Source organism: Serratia sp. NGAS9, assembly GCF_009905295.1.
GTDB lineage: Bacteria > Pseudomonadota > Gammaproteobacteria > Enterobacterales > Enterobacteriaceae > Serratia > Serratia bockelmannii.
The window spans coordinates 4,646,371-4,667,239 of the sequence record NZ_CP047605.1; the positions used below are offsets into that span (position 1 = coordinate 4,646,371).

Genomic DNA, 20,869 nt, shown 5'->3' on the forward strand with positions numbered 1-20,869 from the left:
ATGAAGAATGACCCCATCGAGTATAGCCCATCCGCTTAACTCAGCAGGTTGTAAGGGCCGCCCTGCTCCAATGCCCGCTGGTAGGCGGGCCGGGCATGAATGCGCTGCAGGAAGCCGCGCAGTTTCGGGCAATTGTCCAACGCGCCGCGCGCCGCCATCGCCTCCAGCGGAAAGCTCATCTGAATATCCGCCGCGCTGAAATCGTTGCCGACAAACCAGCTGCCCTTGTTCAGGTGCTGTTCGAGGTATTCGCAGTGCGGCGCGATCTGTTTGTCGAGGTATTCGCGCTGCACGCCCTTGCCGATCGCGCCGGCCACCGGCCGCAGCAGCCAGGGGATCGGCGGCTGGCCAAGGCGGCTGAACACCAGCTTCATCACCAACAGCGGCATCAGCGATCCTTCGGCGTAGTGCAGCCAATAGCGATACTGCTGGCGCGCGTGGAAGCCGGTCGGCATGAACATGCCCTGCGCGTCATAGGCTTCCTGCAAGTATTCGATGATGGCACCGGATTCCGCCAGCGTCAGATCGCCGTCGACGATCACCGGCGATTTGCCCAGCGGATGGATCTTTTTCAGCGCCGCCGGCGCCAGCAGGGTCTGCGGATCGCGCTCGTAGCGTTGCACCTGATAGGGCACACCCAGCTCTTCCAAAAACCACAGAATGCGCTGCGATCGCGAGTGGTTGAGATGATGAACAATGATCATGACGAAGCCTCTGTCCGCTGCCACACCAGTTCGCCAACCTGCACGCCGTTGCCGAGCTGCAAGGGCACCGTGCGCAACGTCAGCCGATCGCCGCTGAAAGCGTAAAAACGCACCTGACGGCTGCCTACCCAATTGGGGAACGAACAGCCTTCGACCTGATGCACCACCCGCTGTTCGCTTTCCTCCACCTGATAGTGGCCGAAGTAGCAAATCATATTGATGAAGGCGGCGCGGATCTCCCGCTCAGACCCCTGCGCCAAATCGTCGGCGGCGAAACGCGGCCGCACGGCGCTATACAGCTGCGCCGCCATCGTGCCGTTGGCCTCATAGTGGATGCGCCCCAACACCTGCTCGCCCAGCGGGTAATTCAGCTCGCCGTTCTGGTTTTTGAACACCGACGACACCAGCGCCCAGCTGCCGATAAACGCGTTTACCGTCATTACGCTTCTCCGGTTAAAGATCCTCTGTAAAGGGTAGTGGCGATTTTTACCGCGCGCCAGCGGGTGAAAAACAATCAGTTTATTTGACAGAGATACTCAAAACTCTCCGATTTTTTATTCACACCCGGTGCACTATTATTTAACACATCGAGAGGCAACGGGCTCTCACCTAACAAATACTCTGAGGAACACATCATGAAAAACGTCAAAATTTTTGCTACCGCTGCGCTGCTGGCTACCGCTTCTTTCGCTACCTTCGCCGCTGACCTGCCTTCCAGCCAACCCGCTGCAGACGCCCAAAAAATCGGCGTAGTCTCCGTTAGCGGCGCCACCAACCTGAGCGCGCTGGAAAGCGAACTGGCCAGCAAAGCCGCCGCGTCGGGCGCCAGTTCCTACCGCATCGTCGCCGCCGGTGGCCAGAACAAACTGTACGGCACCGCAGAAATCTTCAACTGATCGTCGAACAGCCAACCGACGGAAGAAAGAAGCCCCGCAAGGGGCTTTTCTCGTTGTGGGCAGGCAAAGCTCTTTGTGAACAGTGGCCGCCGGACATTTCACCGATACTGGGAATAACGCCTTACCCTCACCCACTTTGGAGAAATAACATGACCACAGCACATCCTCTGCAAGGCAAAGTCGCATTCGTCCAGGGCGGCTCACGCGGCATCGGCGCCGCCATCGTGAAACGGTTGGCGAGTGAAGGGGCCGCGGTCACCTTTACCTACGCCGCCTCGGCCGATCGCGCCGAAGCGGTGGCAAGCGCCGTTACCGCCGCCGGCGGCAAAGCCCTCGCCATCAGGGCCGACAGCGCCGATGCGGCGGCGCTGCAGCAGGCGGTGCGTCAGGCCGTCAGCCACTTCGGCAACCTGGATATTTTGGTGAACAACGCCGGGGTGTTTACACTGGGCAGCACCGAAGCGCTGGCGCTGGACGATCTGGATCGCATGCTAGCGGTCAACGTGCGCAGCGTGTTCGTCGCCAGCCAGGAAGCGGCGCGCCACATGAATGACGGCGGGCGCATCATCCACATCGGCAGCACCAACGCCGAGCGCGTGCCGTTCGGCGGTGCGGCGGTGTATGCGATGAGCAAATCGGCACTGATCGGCCTGACCAAAGGCATGGCGCGCGATCTCGGCCCGCGCGGCATCACCGTCAATAACGTGCAGCCCGGCCCGGTAGACACCGAGATGAACCCGGACGCCGGCGAATTCGCCGATCAACTCAAGCAGCTGATGGCGATCGGCCGCTACGGCAAAGATGAAGAGATCGCCAGCTTCGTCGCCTACCTCGCCGGCCCGCAGGCGGGTTACATCACCGGCGCCAGCCTGAGCATCGACGGCGGTTTCTCGGCGTAACGTCCAAGCCCCGTAAGGGGCTTTTTATTTATTCGCTTGCCGCGGAGTGTAAGCCTGAAGGTCGATACATACCCGTTCACCACCCCCGCTATACCCCACCAATACCGCTTGAAAGACAACAATCGAATCAGTTTATGTACAAAAACGGAATAGTTTATTGACGATTCTGTTATTTATTCACCTCACCGTCCCCTTTATCCTTCGCTCCATCGTGTCGTACCGGACACCCTTATTTTTCGAATTGTCGAACACAGGATAAAGATATGAAAACCATGACCACCGTTATTTCACTCGCTCTGTTTTCCATGTTGTCGTTTAACGCCGCAGCAGAAAGCGTTACCGCAACCGGTAGAACGCTGGACTCCACCGAAGCTCTTATCGCTAAAAAAGCGCAAGAGGCCGGTGCAAGCGGCTACAAAATCACCAGCGCCTACATGGGCAATTTCGTCACCATGAGTGCAGAGCTGAAAAAATAATATCAATGACGCCGCTCGCACGGCGTTATCTATTTCCGCATAAGGAAGTCATCGTCGGGTGGTTATTCGCCACGCTTTATAAAGCATTACGCTAAAACACCCGCGTACTAAAAATGAGCCTCTTTCTCCACCGGTTATTATTCGGCGGCCTGACGTCGCCTATGTCCGGACGGTTCATTTTCATTCACCCTGCACTACGTCGTTATAAGGATGAGTCACTGATGAAATCATTGTATCGCCTCTCCCTCTTGCTGCCTTTGCTTGCCACAGTGCCTGCACAGGCCGCAGAGTCCGCCGCTCAGCCGTCAGACTGGTACCCTTCTGTTTACGGTGCAAAAGACGAAATCGGCGCCGCCAACCTGCTCACGCCGGAAGGGGTACTACAGTCCGTGCAACTGGTAAAACAGGGCAAGACATTGTCATTGGCGGTTCCCGTCGATAAAGATTTCCCGGCGTTCCGCCACCGTAGCTTCCGTTTATATAATATTCAGCCTGGTCAGCAGGACGGCAAAACGCTTGGCCCAAATAAATTCACCTTTAATGATGAATTGGTGAATGCCTGGACCGGCGTCGGCACCCAGTTGAACGGTATAGGCCATATCGGCATCGACAACGTTTATTATAACGGCAATAAGGCGGCGGACTTCGTCACCGTTGATGGCGTGAAAAAATTGGGCGTGGAAAAAGTGCCGCCCATGGTCACCCGCGGCGTGGTGCTCGATATGACGGCTTATTATCATAAAGACATCGTTCCGGGCGGCACCGAATTTTCCGTTGCGGATATTCAAGCGGTGCTTAAGAAGCAGGGCATTAGCTTAAGAAAAGGCGACGTTGTTTTATTTAATACCGGTTGGCTGGAGCTGATTGGTAAGGACAATAAAAAATTCCTGGAGGTCGAACCGGGTATCGGCATGGAAGCGGCGAAGTGGCTGGCTGACCAAGGCATCGTGGCCTTTGGCGGTGATACCTGGGCCTCCGAAGTGTACCCTAACCCGAAAAATGACGAAGAGTTCCCGGTCAACCAATACCTGCTGGCCAAGCGCGGCGTCTATAACCTGGAACTGATCGACAGCCGCCCACTGGTGCGCACGAAAACCTGGGAATTCCTGTTCGTGCTGGGGCAACCGCTGTATGTCGGTTCAACGCAGGTCAACATCAACCCGGTAGCAATTTACTGATTGGCGACACCGCCGCAGAAAATCGGCAGCGAGCGCCCACAAAAAACCCCGCCTGAGCGGGGTTTTTTTAGCACTGTCGCCAGGCTTAGAACGGGATATCGTCGTCAAAATCCATTGGCGGTTCGTTGCTGCTGGCCGCCGGAGCGCTGCTCTGCGCCGGGCGAGACTGCTGCTGGCCGCCGCTGAACTGGTTGCCGCCCTGTGGCTGCTGAGGCTGGCCCCAACCGCCCTGGCCGCCGGCAGATTGACCGGCCGGTGCGCCGCCGCCCTGACGGCCGCCCAGCATCTGCATGGTACCGCCAACGTTAACCACCACTTCGGTGGTGTATTTTTCCACGCCGGACTGATCGGTCCATTTACGCGTCTGCAGGGAGCCTTCGATGTAGACCTGAGAGCCTTTACGCAGGTATTCGCCCGCCACTTCGGCCAGTTTGCCGAACAGCACGACGCGGTGCCACTCGGTCTTCTCTTTCTGTTCGCCGGTCGCCTTGTCACGCCAGCTTTCGGAGGTCGCCAGGGTAATGTTGGCCACTGCGCCGCCGTTCGGCATGTAACGGACTTCTGGATCCTGACCCAGATTCCCGACCAGAATTACTTTGTTTACGCCTCTGCTGGCCATGAGCACTTCTCCCGATGATTGATTTCTACACAGTATAAACGCGTCAGTTTACCACGCTGAGTACGAAACCACACCCGTGTTGATAAGTGCGAATTGCATTCCAGAATTGTCTTTTCGATCGACCTTGTTGCATTCTCATACTGGATATTCATTCAGGTTTTTTTGTGTCATAATTATGCGTTTCGACCAGGCTGTGCCGGTTTTTTGCGAGATCCATCACAAAATCCCCCGCAAAAATCGCGACAGGCGCGGTGTATCATCAAGACGGGAAGTGTAAATGGACAATATCGAAGTTCGTGGTGCTCGAACCCATAATCTGAAAAACATCAACCTGATCATCCCGCGTGACAAACTGATCGTCGTCACCGGCCTGTCCGGTTCCGGCAAGTCTTCGCTGGCTTTCGATACGCTGTACGCCGAAGGGCAGCGGCGCTATGTCGAATCACTCTCCGCCTATGCGCGCCAGTTCCTGTCGCTGATGGAAAAGCCGGACGTCGACCATATTGAAGGTCTGTCGCCGGCGATCTCCATCGAGCAGAAATCCACCTCGCACAACCCGCGATCCACGGTCGGCACCATCACCGAGATCCACGACTACCTGCGCCTGCTGTTCGCCCGCGTCGGCGAGCCGCGCTGCCCGGATCACCATGTGCCGCTGGCGGCGCAAACCGTCAGCCAGATGGTCGACAACGTGCTGAGCCAGCCGGAAGGCAAGCGCCTGATGCTGCTGGCGCCGGTGGTGAAAGATCGCAAGGGCGAACACACCAAAACGCTGGAAAACCTGGCCGCTCAGGGCTATATCCGCGCGCGCATCGACGGTGAAGTGTGCGATCTGTCCGATCCGCCGAAGCTGGAGCTGCAGAAAAAACACACCATCGAAGTGGTGGTCGACCGTTTCAAGGTGCGCGACGACATGGCGCAGCGCCTGGCCGAATCGTTCGAAACCGCGCTGGAGCTCTCGGGCGGCACCGCGGTGGTGGCGGACATGGACGACGAAAAAGCGGACGAGCTGCTGTTCTCCGCCAACTTCGCCTGCCCGATCTGCGGCTACAGCATGCGCGAACTGGAACCGCGCCTGTTTTCCTTCAACAACCCGGCCGGCGCCTGCCCGACCTGCGACGGCCTGGGCGTGCAACAGTTCTTCGATCCGGATCGCGTGGTGCAAAACCCCGAGCTATCGCTGGCCGGCGGCGCGATCCGCGGCTGGGATCGCCGCAACTTCTACTATTTCCAGATGCTGCGTTCACTGGCGGAGCACTATAAGTTCGACGTCGAAGCGCCGTTCAACACCCTGAGCGCCGACGTACAGAAGGCGGTGCTGAGCGGCTCCGGCAAAGAGTCGATCGAATTCAAATACATCAACGATCGCGGTGACACCACCGTGCGCCGCCATCCGTTCGAAGGCGTGCTGCACAACATGGAGCGCCGCTATAAAGAGACCGAATCCAGCGCGGTGCGCGAAGAGCTGGCGAAGTTCATCAGCAACCGCCCTTGCGCCTCGTGTCACGGCACCCGTCTGCGCGAAGAAGCGCGCAACGTGTTCGTCGAAGACACCACGCTGCCGGAAATCTCCGATCTGAGCATCGGCCATGCGATGACCTTCTTCCAGAACATGAAGCTCAGCGGCCAGCGCGCCAAGATCGCCGAGAAAGTGCTGAAAGAGATCGGCGATCGCCTGAAATTCCTGGTGAACGTCGGCCTGAACTACCTGTCGTTGTCCCGGTCGGCGGAAACGCTCTCCGGCGGTGAAGCGCAGCGTATTCGTTTGGCCAGCCAGATCGGCGCCGGCCTGGTGGGCGTGATGTACGTGCTGGATGAGCCGTCGATCGGCCTGCACCAGCGCGATAACGAGCGCCTGCTGGAAACGCTGATCCACCTGCGTAACCTCGGCAACACGGTGATCGTGGTGGAGCATGACGAAGACGCCATCCGCGCCGCCGACCACGTGATCGACATCGGCCCCGGCGCCGGCGTGCACGGCGGCCAGGTGGTGGCAGAAGGCACCGTCGACGACATCATGGCGCAGCCGGAATCGCTGACCGGCCAGTTCCTCAGCGGCAAGCGCGAGATCGCCATTCCCGCGCAGCGTGTGCCGGCCGATCCGACCAAAGTGTTGAAGCTGAGCGGCGCGCGCGGCAACAACCTGAAGGACGTGACGCTGACGCTGCCGGTCGGTCTGTTTACCTGCATCACCGGCGTGTCCGGCTCCGGCAAATCGACGCTGATCAACGATACGCTGTTCCCGATCGCCCAGCGCCAGCTTAACGGCGCCACCATCGCCGAGCCGGCGCCGTTCCGCGAAGTGACCGGCCTGGAACATTTCGACAAGGTGATCGACATCGATCAGAGCCCGATCGGCCGTACGCCACGCTCCAACCCGGCCACCTACACCGGTATCTTCACCCCGGTGCGCGAGCTGTTCGCCGGCGTGCCGGAATCGCGCAGCCGCGGTTATACGCCGGGCCGCTTCAGCTTCAACGTCAAGGGTGGGCGCTGTGAAGCCTGCCAGGGCGACGGGGTGATCAAGGTCGAAATGCACTTCCTGCCGGACATCTACGTGCCGTGCGACCAGTGCAAGGGCAAACGCTATAACCGCGAAACGCTCGAAGTGAAGTACAAAGGCAAGAGCATCCACGAAGTGCTGGAGATGACCATCGAAGAAGCGCGTGACTTCTTCGACGCAGTGCCGGCGCTGGCGCGCAAGCTGCAGACCCTGATGGATGTCGGCCTGTCCTACATCCGCCTCGGCCAGTCGGCCACCACGCTCTCCGGCGGGGAGGCGCAGCGCGTCAAGCTGGCGCGCGAGCTGTCGAAACGCGGCACCGGCCAGACGCTGTATATTCTCGACGAACCGACTACCGGCCTGCACTTCGCCGATATCCAACAGCTGTTGGCGGTGCTGCATCAGTTGCGCGATCAGGGCAATACCATCGTGGTCATCGAGCATAACCTGGACGTGATCAAGACCGCCGACTGGATCGTCGATCTGGGGCCGGAAGGCGGCAGCGGCGGCGGCGAGATCCTGGTCGCCGGCACGCCGGAAACCGTGGCCGAGTGTGAAAAATCGCACACCGCGCGCTTCCTGAAACCGCTGTTGAACAAGTAATATCGCCAACGTGCGGGCCGTCGTTCAGGCGACCCGCACGCTGACCCGTTTCATTGCAATCAAACAGAAACGGGCAAGATTTCGACATTTTCAGGCATTTCCCTCCGCACTCACCGCTTTTATCATCAATGTTCCCTCGGCGGCCGCCCTGTCTGATTCAGGCCGCATCTTACCGGCACTCCGCTGCCGGCCAAGCGTTGTCCCCCCTACATTGATAACTGGAGCGACCATGAACATTACCCATGCCTATGCCGCGCATGATGCGAAGTCTGCGCTGGTGCCTTTCGATTACCCACCCCGCGCCCTGCGCGACCACGATGTGCAAATTCAGGTGTTGTTCTGCGGTGTCTGCCATTCGGACCTGCATCAGGCTCGCAACGAATGGAGCAATACGATTTACCCGGTAGTGCCGGGCCATGAAATTGTCGGGCGCGTCAGCGCCGTCGGCGGCCATGTCTCGCGTTACCGGGTCGGCGATCTGGTCGGCGTCGGTTGCATGGTGGATTCCTGCCGCAGCTGTCCGAGCTGCGATGAGGGGTTGGAACAGTATTGCGAGAACGGCTTTACCGGCACCTATAACGGCCAGGATCGCCAGACCGGCGCCGTCACCTATGGCGGCTACTCCACCAATCTGGTGGTAGATCAGGACTTCGTGCTGCGCGTGCCGGAAAACCTCGATCCGGCCGGGGTCGCGCCGCTGCTGTGCGCCGGCATCACCACCTATTCGCCGCTGCGCCAGTGGGGCGCGGGGCCAGGCAAAAAGGTCGGCATCGTCGGCCTCGGCGGGCTGGGGCACATGGGCGTCAAACTGGCGCGGGCGATGGGCGCGCACGTGGTGCTGTTCACCACCTCGCCGTCGAAAATAGAAGACGCCAAGCGCCTCGGCGCCCATGAAGTGGTGATTTCGCGCAACCCGGATGAAATGGCGCAGCACGTTAATAGCTTCGACTTCATCCTCAACACGGTAGCGGCTCAGCACGATCTGAACCCGTTCCTCAACTTACTGCGCCGCGACGGCACCCTCACGCTGGTCGGCGCGCCGGAGCACGATCATCCGTCGCCGCAGGTGTTCAACCTGATCATGAAGCGCCGCCGTATCGCCGGTTCGCTGATCGGCGGCATCGCGGAAACGCAAGAGATGCTGGACTTCTGCGGCCAACACGGCATCACGTCCGATATCGAGCTGATCCCGATGCAGCAAATTAATGAGGCCTATGAGCGCATGCTGAAAAGCGACGTGAAGTACCGCTTCGTGGTGGATATCGACTCGCTGCGAGCCTGATGACAGCGGGCGCCCGGCGGCGCCCGTTTTTTTATAGCTGCTTGATGACCCTGGCCGGGTTGCCGCCCACCACGCAGTTGGCCGGCACGTCTTTGGTCACTACCGCGCCGGAGGCCACGACCGCATTATCGCCGATGGTCACGCCCGGATTGATCACCGCGCGCCCGCCGATCCACACGTTGTCGCCAATCTTGACCGGCTTGCCGAACTCCGCGCCGCCGACGCGGGTCTCGGCGTCCAGCGGATGGGTGGCGGTGTAGATATGCACGCCCGGCGCCAGCAGGCAGTTATCGCCGATATGCACCTCGCACACGTCGAGGATCACGCAGTCGAAATTGGCGTAGAAGTTCTTGCCGAGATAGATGTTATAGCCGTAGTCGCAGCGGAAGGTCGGCTCGATGGTGCCGCCCTGATAGCCGCCCAGCAGCTCGTCCAGCCATTGTTTGCGCAGCTCGCCCTCTTCCGGCGAGGAGTGGTTATAGCGATGCGTCAACTGGCGCGCGCGCCGACGTTCGCTGCGCAGCAGGTCATCACCGGCGTCGTACAGCTCCCCGGCGATCATCTTGCGCTTTTCTTCGCTGATGGCCATGTCGGCCTCCTTAATCTTATCGCGTTTCTTGAATGCCCAAGCGTAGCCGTTTTTTCCTGACGACAAAAAGGGAACGTTCCCAATTTAAAGCCGCGATCACGATTTAACACGAAAAAGCAGGAGAAAAACGGGCGGTGCCACCGCCCGGCAATCAGGCGCGCAGTTCCTGGCGCACGTGTTCGGGCAGGCCTTCCACCACCAGCTGATAGGAGCTGTCGATCAGCGTATAAAACTGCGAGTTCGGCAGGTTGCCGTCGAGAAACACCGTATTCCAGTGCGCCTTGTTCAGGCCGTCGCAGGCGACGATCTCCGGGTGGTGCTCGCGCAGGCTTTCCGCCAGCTCCGGGCTGGACTTGATTGCCAGCGCCGGCCGCCCTTCGACCTCGCACACCATCGCGAACATCACGTCGCCCACCTTGATCTGGCTGGCCTGCCACTGGTTCTGGTCGCTCTGCTCCGCGCCCGGCTTCGCCATGCAGTACTCCAGCAATGCGCTGTTATTCATTGGGTTATTCCCCCTGTAATGTGGCCACAATACGGCGTGCTCCGCCGTGGATGCGGTGCTCCCCCAGCCAGATGCCCTGCCATGTGCCCAACATCAGCCGCCCGTGCCTGACGGGCAGCGTCAAGGAAGCGCCCAGCAGCGAGGATTTGATGTGCGCCGGCATGTCGTCCGGCCCTTCGTAGTCATGTTGATAGGGTGCGTTTTCCGGCACCTGGCGCAGGAAATGCTGCTCCATATCGGCTCGCACCGTGGGATCGCAGTTCTCGTTGAGCGTCAGCGAGGCCGAGGTATGCTGCAGCAACAGATGCAGCAGGCCGGTTTGCAGGCGGTGTAAGTGGGTTAACTGGTTGACGATCTCGTCGGTAACCAGATGAAAGCCACGCGCTTTTGCGCTGAGGATTAGCGTTTGCTGATGCCACATGAGTGAGCGCCCCTCAATCAGTATATTCTCTCTCCGGTTTGCGGCAACTTCGGCGGCGCGCCGGCAATAAAAAAGGAGCGATATCGCTATCGCTCCCCGATGAACGTCCGTTCAGACTAACAGGCGTTACTGCACCGCGGCAAACGCCTCGGCCACCTGACGCACATTGTTGTGGTTCAGGCCGGCCACGCACATGCGGCCGCTATGGATCAGATAGACGCCAAACTCTTCACGCAGGCGATCGACCTGCGCCGCGCTGAAGCCGGTGTAGCTGAACATGCCGCGCTGAGCCAGCAGGTAATCGAAGTTGCGCTGCGGCAGCGCGCTCTTCAGAGTGTCCACCAGCGCGTGACGCATCTCGAGGATGCGGGTGCGCATGCTCTCCACTTCGTCCAGCCACTGGGTTTTCAGCTGGGCGTCGTTCAGCACCTTGGCCACCAGCTGCGCGCCGAAGTTCGGCGGGCTCGAGTAGTTGCGGCGCACGGTGGCCTTCAGTTGGCCCAGCACGCGCCCGGCCGCCTCTTCGCTTTCGCACACCACCGACAGGCCGCCGACGCGCTCGCCGTACAGCGAGAAGATCTTCGAGAACGAGTTGCTCACCAGGCACGGCAGGCCGGCCGCCGCGATGGCGCGAATGGCGTAGGCGTCTTGCTCCATGCCGCCGCCGAAGCCCTGATAGGCGATATCAAGGAACGGAATGATTTCACGATCGGCGATCACCTTGACCACCTCATCCCACTGGGTAGGGGTCAGGTCGGAACCGGTCGGGTTGTGGCAGCACGGATGCAGCAGCGCGATGCTGTGCTTCGGCAGCTGTTTCAGCGCAGCCAGCATGGCGTCGAACTTCACGCCCAGGCTTTCGCTGTCGAAATACGGATAGGTATTCACTTTGAAACCGGCGCCGCTGAAGATGGCGACGTGGTTTTCCCAGGTCGGATCGCTGACCCACACCTGCGAATCCGGGAAGTAGCTTTTCAGGAAGTCGGCGCCCACTTTCAACGCGCCGGAACCACCGACGGTCTGAATGGTGGCGATGCGCCCTTGCTGCAGCATCGGATGCTGCGCGCCGAACAGCAGTTGCTGGATGGCGGAGCGATAGGGTTGCAGCCCTTCCATCGGCAGGTATACCGAGGCGCCGTGCTCGACGCTGTTCAACTGCGCTTCCGCCGCGGCGACCGCCCGCATCTGCGGAATGATGCCCTGCGCATCGTAGTACAGGCCGATACTCAGGTTTACCTTGTGCGCGCGCGGGTCTTGTTTGAATTTTTCCATCAGCGACAGAATGGGATCGCCGGCATAGGCGTCAACGTTCTGGAACACGGGGTTTTTCTCCTGGTTTATTTATTGTGGTTTGGGCACAGCGTTACGTTCCTAATATAGACGGAAAACCGCATTCGGTTTTAGCTTTCTCGCGCCACCGGCAATAAACCGTTTTCCTTGATGCGATTGAGCACCACCGCCGTTTTGATATGCGCCACGCTTTTGTGCGGCGACAGCGTCTGGCTGATGAATTCGCTCAGCGCCGGCAGGTCTGCCACCGCCACTTTCAACAGGTAATCGGCGTCGCCGGTGGTCTTGTATGCGTCAAGGATCGCGTCCACGTCCTCCAGCATCTGATGAAAGCTGTCGATCTGCTCCTGCGCGTGCGTGATCAGGCTAACTTCAATCAGCCCCACCAGCCCCAGGCCGACCGCCTCGGGCGCCAGCCGCGCGTGGTAGCCGCGGATCAGCTGCGCCTGCTCCAGGCTGATGCGCCGCCGCGAACATTGGGAGGCGGAGAGCCCGACCAGCTCGCTCAGCTCCTGATTGGTCAGACGGCCGTTGGCCTGTAACAGCGTCAGGATTTTCATATCAAAATCGTCAATGTTGTACATAGCCACCTGTAAACTGTGTTAATAAATGTTGACGTTACAGCCTACCAGTTTTTTTACCGTTGCCGACGTCACACCCTGGCGCTTGAATCGCGTACAGCAGCAACGCCCGGCGTTTTCGCCGGTAAGCGGCATAAAAAACGGCTAACTCATGCAGACAAACGACAATTAACGGCGAAGTAACGCATAAAACCACGAATGTATAAAAAGGACGCCAGATGAAAAAGCTACTCCCCCTCGCGCTGCTGCTCGCCGCCGGCAGCGCAGGCGCGCAATCCCACCTGGATAAAGTGCTGCAGCAAAAGACCCTGGAGGTCTGCACCACCGGCGACTACAAGCCCTATACCTTCCTCAAGGAAGACGGCAGCTATGAAGGCATCGACATCGACATGGCGCAATCGCTGGCCAAGAGCCTGGGCGCCAACGTGAAGTGGGTGAAAACCAGCTGGAAAACCCTGACGCCGGACTTCGCCTCCGGCAAGTGCGACATCGCGATGGGCGGCATCTCCGTCACGCTGGAGCGGCAAAAGCAGGTGTTCTTCGCCGACAAGCTGGATACCGACGGCAAAATCCCGCTGGTGCGCTGCACCGACGTGAAGAAATACCGCACTATCGAACAGATCAACAAGCCGTCGGTGCGTCTGTTGGAACCGGCGGGCGGCACCAACGAAGCCTTCGTGCACGCCTATCTGCCGAAGGCCAAACTCACGCTGACGCACGACAACATGAGCATTTTCCAGCAGCTGGTGGATCGCAAGGCGGACGTGATGATCACCGACGCCTCCGAGGCGCTGTACCAGCAGAAGCGCTATCCGAAGCTGTGCGCGGTGAATCCGACCAAACCGATGCAGTACGGCGAGAAGGCTTACATGCTGCCGCGCGACGATCTGAGCTGGAAACTGTATGTGGATCAGTGGCTGCACCTGGCCAAGGCGACCGGCGAGTATCAGAAGGTTATCGACAAGTGGTTGGCGGTAAAGAAGTAACCCGCTGAGAAACGGGGCCGACGCGCGTCGGCCCCTGCGGCGCATCAGTCGCCGATGTATTCCATCGCCACACGCTGCGTGAGCTTGGTGATCAGTTCGTAAGCGCTGATGCCGGTGCAGGCGGCGATGCGTTCGACCGGCAGCGCCTGGCCCCACAGCACCGCTTCATCCCCCACCTTATCGGCGGCGTCCGGCCCGAGATCGACCGAAATCATGTCCATCGACACCCGGCCGACGATCGGCACTTCGCGGCCGTTGATCAGGATTGGCGTACCGGTCGGCGCGCTGCGCGGGTAACCGTCGCCGTATCCCATCGCCACCACGCCCAGCCGGGTATCGCGCGGGCTGACCCAGGTGCCGCCGTAGCCGACCGCTTCGCCGGCCTTGTGCTCGCGCACCGCGATCAGGCTGGATTTCAGGGTCATCGCCGGCTGCAGACCATGCTCGGCGCCGCTGCCGTTATCCAGCGGCGACACGCCGTACAGAATGATGCCGGGGCGCACCCACTCATTGTGGGCATCCGGCCACAGCAGCGTGCCACCGGAGGCGGCGACCGAGCGCTGGCCCGGTTTACCGCGCGCGAACTGCTCAAAGCAGGCGATCTGTTTCAACGTGGTGTCGGACTCCGGTTCATCGGCGCGGCTGAAGTGGCTCATGATATTGACCGGCTGCGCCACGTTGCGGCAGGCGCACAGGCGCTGATAAAACGCCTCCGCGTGTTCGGGGCGCACCCCCAGCCGATGCATGCCGGTATCGAGCTTCATCCACACCGGCACCGGGCGCGCCAGCTCGGCCTGCTCCAGCGCTTCGAGCTGTTCGATGCAGTGCACCGCGGTTTCGATGTTGTTCGCCACCAGCACCGGCAGATCTTCGGCACTGAAGAAGCCTTCCAGCAGCAGGATCGGTTTGACGATGCCGCCGGAACGCAGCATCAGCGCCTCGTCGATGCGCGCCACGCCGTAGCAGTCGGCGTCTTGCAGGGTGTGTGCTGTTTCCAGCAGGCCATGTCCATAAGCGTTTGCTTTCACAACGGCAATCAGGCGGCTTTGCGGCGCCTGGCGGCGCACCTGTTGCAGATTATGTCGCAGAGCGCGGCGGTCGATTACAGCGGTTGCCGCTTTCATTTCAGTTCCTTAGCTGATTATTCGTCATCGTATTGTGGCCCCGCGTAGTTGTCGAAACGCGACCACTGGCCGTTAAAGGTAAGGCGCACGGTACCGATCGGGCCGTTACGCTGCTTACCGATAATAATTTCCGCGATCCCTTTCAGATCGCTGTTCTCGTGATACACCTCATCACGATAGATGAACATAATCAGGTCGGCGTCCTGCTCGATAGAGCCGGATTCACGCAGGTCGGAGTTAACCGGGCGTTTGTCGGCGCGCTGCTCCAGGCTTCGGTTCAGCTGCGACAGCGCCACCACCGGCACCTGCAGCTCTTTCGCCAGCGCCTTCAGCGAGCGCGAAATCTCGGCGATCTCCAGCGTACGGTTGTCGGACAGGGCCGGCACGCGCATCAGCTGCAGGTAGTCAATCATGATGAGGCTAAGCCCGTCGTGCTCGCGGAAAATGCGCCGCGCGCGCGAGCGCACTTCGGTCGGCGTCAGGCCGGAGGAATCGTCGATGTACATGTTGCGCTTCTCCAGCAGGATACCCATGGTGCTGGAAATGCGCGCCCAGTCCTCGTCGTCGAGCTGGCCGGTACGGATGCGCGTCTGATCCACGCGCGACAGCGACGCCAGCATACGCATCATGATCTGCTCGCCGGGCATCTCCAGGCTGAAGATCAGCACCGGTTTTTCCTGGGTCATCGCGGCGTTTTCGCACAGGTTCATGGCGAAGGTGGTTTTCCCCATCGATGGACGGGCGGCGACGATGATCAGATCGGACTTTTGCATGCCCGCGGTTTTCTTGTTGAGGTCCTGATAGCCGGTATCGACCCCGGTCACGCCGTCGTGCGGCTGCTGATACAGCTGTTCGATGCGCGACACGGTGTCTTCCAGGATGCGTTCGATGCCCTTCGGGCCTTCGTCTTTGCTGGCGCGGTTCTCGGCGATTTGGAATACGCGGGATTCCGCCAGATCGAGCAGGTCTTCGCTGCTGCGCCCCTGCGGATCGTAGCCGGCGTCGGCGATTTCGTTAGCCACCGAGATCATTTCGCGCACCACCGCGCGCTCGCGCACGATGTCGGCGTAGGCGCCGATGTTGGCGGCGCTCGGGGTGTTTTTCGACAGCTCGGCCAGGTAGGCGAAGCCGCCGACCGAGTCCAGTTCACCCTTCTGCTCGAGCGATTCGGACAGGGTGATGAGGTCGATAGGCTTGCTCATCTCCAGCAGACGCTGCATCTCGGTAAAGATCAGGCGATGTGGGCGGCTGAAGAAGTCGTTGGCGACCACGCGCTCCGCCACGTTGTCCCAGCGCTCGTTATCCAGCATCAAACCGCCCAACACCGACTGCTCGGCCTCCAGCGAGTGCGGCGGCATCTTCAGCCCTTCCATCTGACGATCTCTGGAACGCTCTCTGGTTTCGTCCGCGTTTGTTTTGTTGGTTGGTTTTTTTCCTGCCATGAAACGTAGTCTTTATCCGGTTGCGAATGAGGGTGAAGCTGCTGACGCAAGAGTATACGTGATTTTTCCGCACGATTCCGCCGCATAATTGCCACAGGCCGGCGCACGGGCAGGCTAGATCTCCGCAGCCAAAAGGCATAGGGTGAATTCAGATAACCAAATGAGGGTAGAACATGGCCAAGCGCATTCAATTCTCCGCCACCGGCGGGCCGGAAGTCTTGCAATACGTTGATTTTACACCGCTCGATCCGGCTGCCGGCGAAGTGCAGATCGAGAACAAGGCGATCGGCATCAACTACATCGACACCTATGTGCGCAGCGGACTGTACGCGCCGGCCAGCCTGCCGAGCGGCCTCGGCACCGAAGCGGCCGGCGTGGTGACCAAGGTCGGCGCCGGGGTCAGCGTCCTCAAACCGGGTGACCGGGTGGTGTATGCACAATCGGCGCTCGGCGCCTACAGCGAGATCCACAACGTCTCGGCAGAACGCGTGGCGCTGCTGCCGGGCAACCTTAGCTTTGAACAGGGTGCAGCCTCTTTCCTCAAAGGGCTGACGGTATACTACCTGCTGCGCCAGACCTATGACGTGCAACCGGGTGAAGTGTTCCTGTTCCATGCCGCGTCCGGCGGCGTCGGGCTGATCGCCTGCCAGTGGGCGAAAGCGCTGGGTGCGCGCCTGATCGGCAGCGTCGGTTCCGACGAGAAGGCCGCGCTGGCGAAACAGGCCGGCGCCTGGGCCACCATCAACTACCACAAAGAGGATATCGCCCAGCGGGTGGCCGAGCTGACGCAGGGCGAGAAGGTCGGCGTGGTGTACGATTCGGTGGGTAAAAGCACCTGGCTGGCCTCGCTCGACAGCCTGAAGCGTCGCGGCCTGATGGTCAGCTTCGGCAACGCCTCAGGCCCGGTGACCGGCGTCGATCTGGCGCTGCTGAATCAGAAGGGCTCGCTGTACGTCACCCGCCCTTCCCTCAACGGCTATATCACCAACCGCGCCGAGCTGCAGTACGCCAGCAACGAGCTGTTCTCCCTGATCGGCAGCGGCGCCATTCGGGTAGAAGTGAAAGACGAGCAGAAATTCGCGCTGGCCGACGCCCAGCGGGCGCACCAGGTGCTGGAAAGCCGCAGCACCAGTGGCTCCAGCCTGCTGATCCCCTGATCGCGGCAAAAGAAAAGGGCTCCTTACGGAGCCCTTTCTGTTACTGCGTTTTGTAGGGGTAGAGCAGAGTCCGCCAGAGACAGGGGGTTGCTTCAGCAACACGAATTTTGGTTGTCTCTCACGGTGATGAAATCGGTCGCATCACTGCATCGCCCCACATCCTAACAGCCCCGTGCGGCAAAAAACACGCTTTATGTGCCACATCGCCGGGTAAAACTGCCAAGCTGTGATCGCTGCCGCATTAGCGTGGCGGGCAGTTATGCAAGTTTCATCGCGACTGACTGATTATTCAGCAAAAAATCAGTAACGCCTGGCCTGCGGTTTCTGCATCGAACGGTAAATCCATACCCCGACCACCGCCAAAATTAGCCACGGCAGCAGCTTAATCACCACCGCGAACAACCCGCCCAACAGCATGAACGCCGCCGCCACCAACAACGCGGCGAAGATCCCCAGCAGCGAGATGCCGGTCACCATCAGCATCACCACAAAGCCAATGAGAAAGAAGATTTCCAACATGATTGCTCCTTTGCAATACAACGTATCTGCAGAGTGGATTACAAGAAGCGTGCCAGAATGGCGGAGGGGCTAACCTATTGAAAAAATAGGACAGGCATCCGGTAACGTACCGAATACCTGGCGAAAAAGACTAACTGTTGGTCAAATTTTTGGTGGGTTACGCCATTTCGACGCGCGGCTGACGCACCAGCGCCAGCGCCTGCTCCACCACCCGCGCATCGGCGCCCGGCTTGTGGGCGTTCTCGCTCAGGTGGCGACGCCACTGGCGCGCGCCCGGCACGCCCTGGAACAAACCGAGGATGTGACGGGTGATGTGGCCGAGATAGGTGCCGTTGGACAGCTCGCGCTCGATATACGGATACAGCGCTTCGACGATCGCCACGCTGTCCGGCACCGCGGTCTGCGCGCCGAACAGTTCGCTGTCGACCCGCGCCAGGATACCCGGATTCTGATACGCCTCGCGCCCCATCATCACACCGTCCAGATGCTGCAGATGCTGCCGCGCCTCTTCCAGCGTTTTCACCCCGCCGTTAATGGCGATGGTCAGCGCCGGGAAATCCCGCTTCAGCTGATAAACGCGCGGGTAGTCCAGCGGCGGCACTTCGCGGTTCTCTTTCGGGCTGAGGCCGGAGAGCCAGGCTTTGCGAGCGTGGACAGTGAACATGTCGCACTCGCCGCGCCCGGCGACGGTCTGGATAAAGTCGCACAGGAAGGCGTAGCTGTCCTGATCGTCGATGCCGATGCGGGTCTTCACCGTCACCGGTATCGACACCACGTCGCGCATTGCCTTGATGCAGTCGGCGACCAGCGCCGCCTGGCCCATCAGGCAGGCGCCGAACATGCCGTTTTGCACGCGATCGGACGGGCAGCCGACGTTGAGGTTAATCTCGTCATAACCGCGCTGCTCCGCCAGCTTGGCGCAATGCGCCAGCGCGGCCGGATCGCTGCCGCCCAGCTGCAGCGCCACCGGATGCTCTTCTTCGCTGTAGGCCAGATAGTCGCCCTTGCCGTGGATGATCGCGCCGGTGGTCACCATTTCGGTGTACAGGAGCGTTTCCTTGGTCAAGAGGCGGTGGAAGTAACGGCAATGACGATCGGTCCAGTCGAGCATCGGCGCGATGGAGAAACGATTGGCGGCGTAGGTTGGGGCGTGGTTGTCTTTCGTCATGCTGAGTTACTGGCTACCTGAGTCTGTCTGGGTTCAACGAACGGCGCGCGGCCGCAAACGGCTATTATAACGACAATCAGCGCCGTTGGGAAAACCCGCTTGCCACCGGCAAAAATAAGCGGAGACAAGGCGAATAAACCCACTCGTTCAGGTGTTATCTCATTACGGGCGCGCACGGCGCCTCTGCCTTGAGGACACAACCATGAACAGCTTCATTAAACGCCTGCTGGCATCGGCCATTGCCGGCTGCCTGCTGTTTTCCGGCGCGGCGCTGGCGATGGGCGGCGACGGCAGCAGCCAAACCCCGCCGACCTGCCCGAAAGGCCAGGTCTACGACAGCAAAACTCAGACCTGCATGGTGGATAAAAGCGGCAAGGTCGACGACGTCGACCGCACTAACTACGCCTATGCGCTGGCGAAAAGCGGCCGCTATCAGGAAGCGCTCGATATGCTCAACACGCTGAAAGATCCCAACACCGCCGTTGCGCTGAACTATCGCGGCTACGCCACGCGCAAACTTGGCCGCACCGATGAGGGTATCGGCTATTATTTAAAATCAGTAGCTCTCGATCCGAAATACCCTAAAGTGCGCGAGTACCTGGGGGAAGCCTACATGCTGAAAGGCCGACCCGATCTGGCGCGCCAGCAGCTGCAGGTGATCCAGTCGCTGTGCGGCACCAAATGCGAGGAGTACCGCGATTTGGCGGCGGCCATCGACCGCCACCCGGAATCTTGATCCGACGCGCCTGCGGAGGTGACTATCAGCGGCGATGCGATACGCGATGAACTCGGCCACTATCTCTCCCGCCTGTGGCGCTATGCGCTGGTGCTTTCGCACCGGCGGGATATCGCCGACGATCTGGTGCAGGCGACCTGCCTGCGTGCGCTGGAGCGCGCTGCGCAATTCACTCCCGGTTCGCACCTGGATCGCTGGTTGTTTTCCATCCTGCACTCCATCTGGCTCAATGAAGTTCGCGCCCAACATCTTCGCCAGGGGCAAGGCTGCATGGCGGCGGAAGAGCTGGGCGATGCGGACAACGGTGAACAGCCGGTCTGGCTCCATGAAGTGATGCGACGCGTCAGCCGGCTGCCGGCGGCTCAGCGCAACGCGCTGTTTCTGGTGTATATCGAAGGGCTATCCTATCGGGAGGCCGCGAAAGTGCTGGCGGTGCCAATCGGCACCGTCATGAGCCGCCTGGCGGCCGCACGCTTGGCGTTGGCCGATGACCGCCCGTTGGCAAACGACGGCCCGCACCGCAAAGAGAGCCATCCCGCCCCCTTGCCTCCTGCTCGTCGATAACGCCCTATTCCAACGAGCGGATAACCCGGCATGGCTGCCCCAGCGCCAGCACGTTGGCCGGGATGTCGCCGGTGACGATGCTGCCCGCGCCGATGGTCGTGCCGTCGCCGATGGTCACTCCCGGCAGGATCACTACGTTGCCGCCGATCCAGACGTTGTTGCCAATGGACACCGGCTGCGCCGAGGTGCGGAAAGGGAAATCCGGATCGCCGGTGAAGCGCTCTGCGGCCTTCAGCGGGTGGCTCGGCGTATAGATTTGCACGTTGGGGCCGATCAGCGTGTTGTCGCCGATGGTGATGGTATTGCAGTCGAGGAACACCGCGTTGACGTTGATAAAACAGTTTTTACCGATGCGGACATGCTGCCCGTAGTCACACCAGAATGGCGTTTCAATCCAGCTCGCCTCACCCCAAGCACCGAACAGCTCACCGAGTAGGCGGTTTTTCTCGTCCGCCTGATGCGAGTCCAGCGCCCCCAGGCTTTTGGTCAACGCCCTCGCTCGATGGTACAGGGCGATCAGTTCTTCATCGCGGCTGTTGTACTCCAGGCCGCCTAACAGCTTCTCTCTTTCCGTCATCACACAGGGCTCCTGCTCATCACGCGGGTGAAAGGCGTTATACCGCTCTC

Annotated in this window: 23 protein-coding genes; 10 read left to right on the forward strand and 13 right to left on the reverse strand. The window is 60.3% G+C overall.

Features of this window, described 5'->3' with window-relative positions; genetic code table 11:
* Nucleotides 1–35: 35 nt before the first annotated feature.
* Complete coding sequence (locus GUC32_RS22045) at nt 36–704, reverse strand: glutathione S-transferase family protein (RefSeq protein WP_369435433.1); 669 nt, start codon at nt 702–704, stop codon at nt 36–38.
* Complete coding sequence (locus tag GUC32_RS22050; protein WP_025304434.1) at nt 701–1,144, reverse strand: lipocalin-like domain-containing protein; 444 nt, start codon at nt 1,142–1,144, stop codon at nt 701–703. Before GUC32_RS22050 ends, GUC32_RS22045 begins: the two co-directional genes overlap by 4 nt.
* 195 nt (nt 1,145–1,339) lie before the next feature.
* On the opposite strand from GUC32_RS22050, the gene GUC32_RS22055 reads away from it, so the two are divergent.
* From GUC32_RS22055 to GUC32_RS22070, 4 genes are all read left to right on the forward strand, one after another.
* Nucleotides 1,340–1,600 carry a YdgH/BhsA/McbA-like domain containing protein gene (locus GUC32_RS22055; RefSeq protein WP_025304435.1) on the forward strand — a complete coding sequence of 87 codons (261 nt, stop codon included), beginning with the start codon at nt 1,340–1,342 and terminating at the stop codon, nt 1,598–1,600.
* Nucleotides 1,601–1,749: 149 nt separating this feature from the next.
* Complete coding sequence (locus tag GUC32_RS22060; protein ID WP_025304436.1) at nt 1,750–2,499, forward strand: 3-oxoacyl-ACP reductase family protein; 750 nt, start codon at nt 1,750–1,752, stop codon at nt 2,497–2,499.
* Between the two features lie 263 nt (nt 2,500–2,762).
* A complete protein-coding gene (locus tag GUC32_RS22065) occupies nt 2,763–2,975 on the forward strand; it encodes a DUF1471 domain-containing protein (protein WP_004936800.1) in 213 nt (70 codons plus the stop codon).
* Between the two features lie 221 nt (nt 2,976–3,196).
* Nucleotides 3,197–4,153: a cyclase family protein gene (locus GUC32_RS22070; protein ID WP_025304437.1), complete on the forward strand. Its 957-nt coding sequence runs from the start codon at nt 3,197–3,199 to the stop codon at nt 4,151–4,153.
* 85 nt (nt 4,154–4,238) lie between these two features.
* Here GUC32_RS22070 and ssb1 read toward each other — a convergent pair whose 3' ends face one another.
* On the reverse strand, nt 4,239–4,772 hold the full coding sequence (gene ssb1 / locus GUC32_RS22075; protein ID WP_025304438.1) for a single-stranded DNA-binding protein SSB1: 534 nt from the start codon (nt 4,770–4,772) through the stop codon (nt 4,239–4,241).
* 277 nt (nt 4,773–5,049) lie between these two features.
* On the opposite strand from ssb1, the gene uvrA reads away from it, so the two are divergent.
* The gene (gene uvrA / locus GUC32_RS22080) at nt 5,050–7,878 is read left to right on the forward strand and encodes an excinuclease ABC subunit UvrA (protein WP_049208298.1); all 2,829 of its coding nucleotides are present in this window, start codon (nt 5,050–5,052) and stop codon (nt 7,876–7,878) included.
* Between the two features lie 229 nt (nt 7,879–8,107).
* Entirely contained in the window at nt 8,108–9,160 is a 1,053-nt protein-coding gene (locus tag GUC32_RS22085; protein WP_043139692.1) for an NAD(P)-dependent alcohol dehydrogenase, read from the forward strand.
* Between the two features lie 31 nt (nt 9,161–9,191).
* Here the strand turns inward: GUC32_RS22085 and maa are convergent, their stop codons facing one another.
* From maa to GUC32_RS22110, 5 genes are all read right to left on the reverse strand, one after another.
* Nucleotides 9,192–9,749 carry a maltose O-acetyltransferase gene (gene maa, locus GUC32_RS22090; RefSeq protein WP_025304441.1) on the reverse strand — a complete coding sequence of 186 codons (558 nt, stop codon included), beginning with the start codon at nt 9,747–9,749 and terminating at the stop codon, nt 9,192–9,194.
* 151 nt (nt 9,750–9,900) lie between these two features.
* Complete coding sequence (locus tag GUC32_RS22095) at nt 9,901–10,254, reverse strand: MmcQ/YjbR family DNA-binding protein (RefSeq protein WP_025304442.1); 354 nt, start codon at nt 10,252–10,254, stop codon at nt 9,901–9,903.
* 4 nt (nt 10,255–10,258) lie between these two features.
* Nucleotides 10,259–10,675 (reverse strand): secondary thiamine-phosphate synthase enzyme YjbQ, encoded by a 417-nt coding sequence (locus GUC32_RS22100; RefSeq protein ID WP_004936779.1) that lies wholly within the window; start codon nt 10,673–10,675, stop codon nt 10,259–10,261.
* A 126-nt stretch (nt 10,676–10,801) separates the two neighbouring features.
* Nucleotides 10,802–11,995, reverse strand: coding sequence for an amino acid aminotransferase (locus tag GUC32_RS22105; RefSeq protein WP_049208295.1), 1,194 nt, complete (start codon nt 11,993–11,995; stop codon nt 10,802–10,804).
* A gap of 80 nt (nt 11,996–12,075) precedes the next feature.
* Entirely contained in the window at nt 12,076–12,549 is a 474-nt protein-coding gene (locus GUC32_RS22110) for an Lrp/AsnC family transcriptional regulator (RefSeq protein WP_038874314.1), read from the reverse strand.
* A gap of 215 nt (nt 12,550–12,764) precedes the next feature.
* Between GUC32_RS22110 and GUC32_RS22115 the strand changes: the two genes are divergently transcribed.
* The gene (locus GUC32_RS22115) at nt 12,765–13,532 is read left to right on the forward strand and encodes a transporter substrate-binding domain-containing protein (protein ID WP_197826663.1); all 768 of its coding nucleotides are present in this window, start codon (nt 12,765–12,767) and stop codon (nt 13,530–13,532) included.
* Between the two features lie 44 nt (nt 13,533–13,576).
* Here GUC32_RS22115 and alr read toward each other — a convergent pair whose 3' ends face one another.
* Nucleotides 13,577–14,656 (reverse strand): alanine racemase, encoded by a 1,080-nt coding sequence (alr, locus tag GUC32_RS22120; RefSeq protein WP_049204323.1) that lies wholly within the window; start codon nt 14,654–14,656, stop codon nt 13,577–13,579.
* Between the two features lie 17 nt (nt 14,657–14,673).
* Nucleotides 14,674–16,098, reverse strand: coding sequence for a replicative DNA helicase (gene dnaB / locus GUC32_RS22125; protein ID WP_025160134.1), 1,425 nt, complete (start codon nt 16,096–16,098; stop codon nt 14,674–14,676).
* A gap of 173 nt (nt 16,099–16,271) precedes the next feature.
* Between dnaB and GUC32_RS22130 the strand changes: the two genes are divergently transcribed.
* Nucleotides 16,272–17,255, forward strand: coding sequence for a quinone oxidoreductase (locus tag GUC32_RS22130; protein ID WP_025304447.1), 984 nt, complete (start codon nt 16,272–16,274; stop codon nt 17,253–17,255).
* A gap of 300 nt (nt 17,256–17,555) precedes the next feature.
* On the opposite strand, the gene pspG is transcribed toward GUC32_RS22130, so the two are convergent.
* A complete protein-coding gene (gene pspG, locus GUC32_RS22135; RefSeq protein ID WP_025304448.1) occupies nt 17,556–17,774 on the reverse strand; it encodes an envelope stress response protein PspG in 219 nt (72 codons plus the stop codon).
* Nucleotides 17,775–17,931: 157 nt separating this feature from the next.
* Nucleotides 17,932–18,942 carry a tRNA dihydrouridine(20/20a) synthase DusA gene (gene dusA, locus GUC32_RS22140; RefSeq protein WP_369435434.1) on the reverse strand — a complete coding sequence of 337 codons (1,011 nt, stop codon included), beginning with the start codon at nt 18,940–18,942 and terminating at the stop codon, nt 17,932–17,934.
* Between the two features lie 202 nt (nt 18,943–19,144).
* Here dusA and GUC32_RS22145 point away from each other — a divergent pair, with 202 nt between their 5' ends.
* Nucleotides 19,145–19,678: a tetratricopeptide repeat protein gene (locus GUC32_RS22145; protein ID WP_060434710.1), complete on the forward strand. Its 534-nt coding sequence runs from the start codon at nt 19,145–19,147 to the stop codon at nt 19,676–19,678.
* 18 nt (nt 19,679–19,696) lie between these two features.
* Nucleotides 19,697–20,242: an RNA polymerase sigma factor gene (locus GUC32_RS22150; RefSeq protein WP_038629948.1), complete on the forward strand. Its 546-nt coding sequence runs from the start codon at nt 19,697–19,699 to the stop codon at nt 20,240–20,242.
* Between the two features lie 4 nt (nt 20,243–20,246).
* Here GUC32_RS22150 and GUC32_RS22155 read toward each other — a convergent pair whose 3' ends face one another.
* The gene (locus tag GUC32_RS22155) at nt 20,247–20,819 is read right to left on the reverse strand and encodes a sugar O-acetyltransferase (protein ID WP_049296288.1); all 573 of its coding nucleotides are present in this window, start codon (nt 20,817–20,819) and stop codon (nt 20,247–20,249) included.
* Nucleotides 20,820–20,869: the final 50 nt, after the last annotated feature.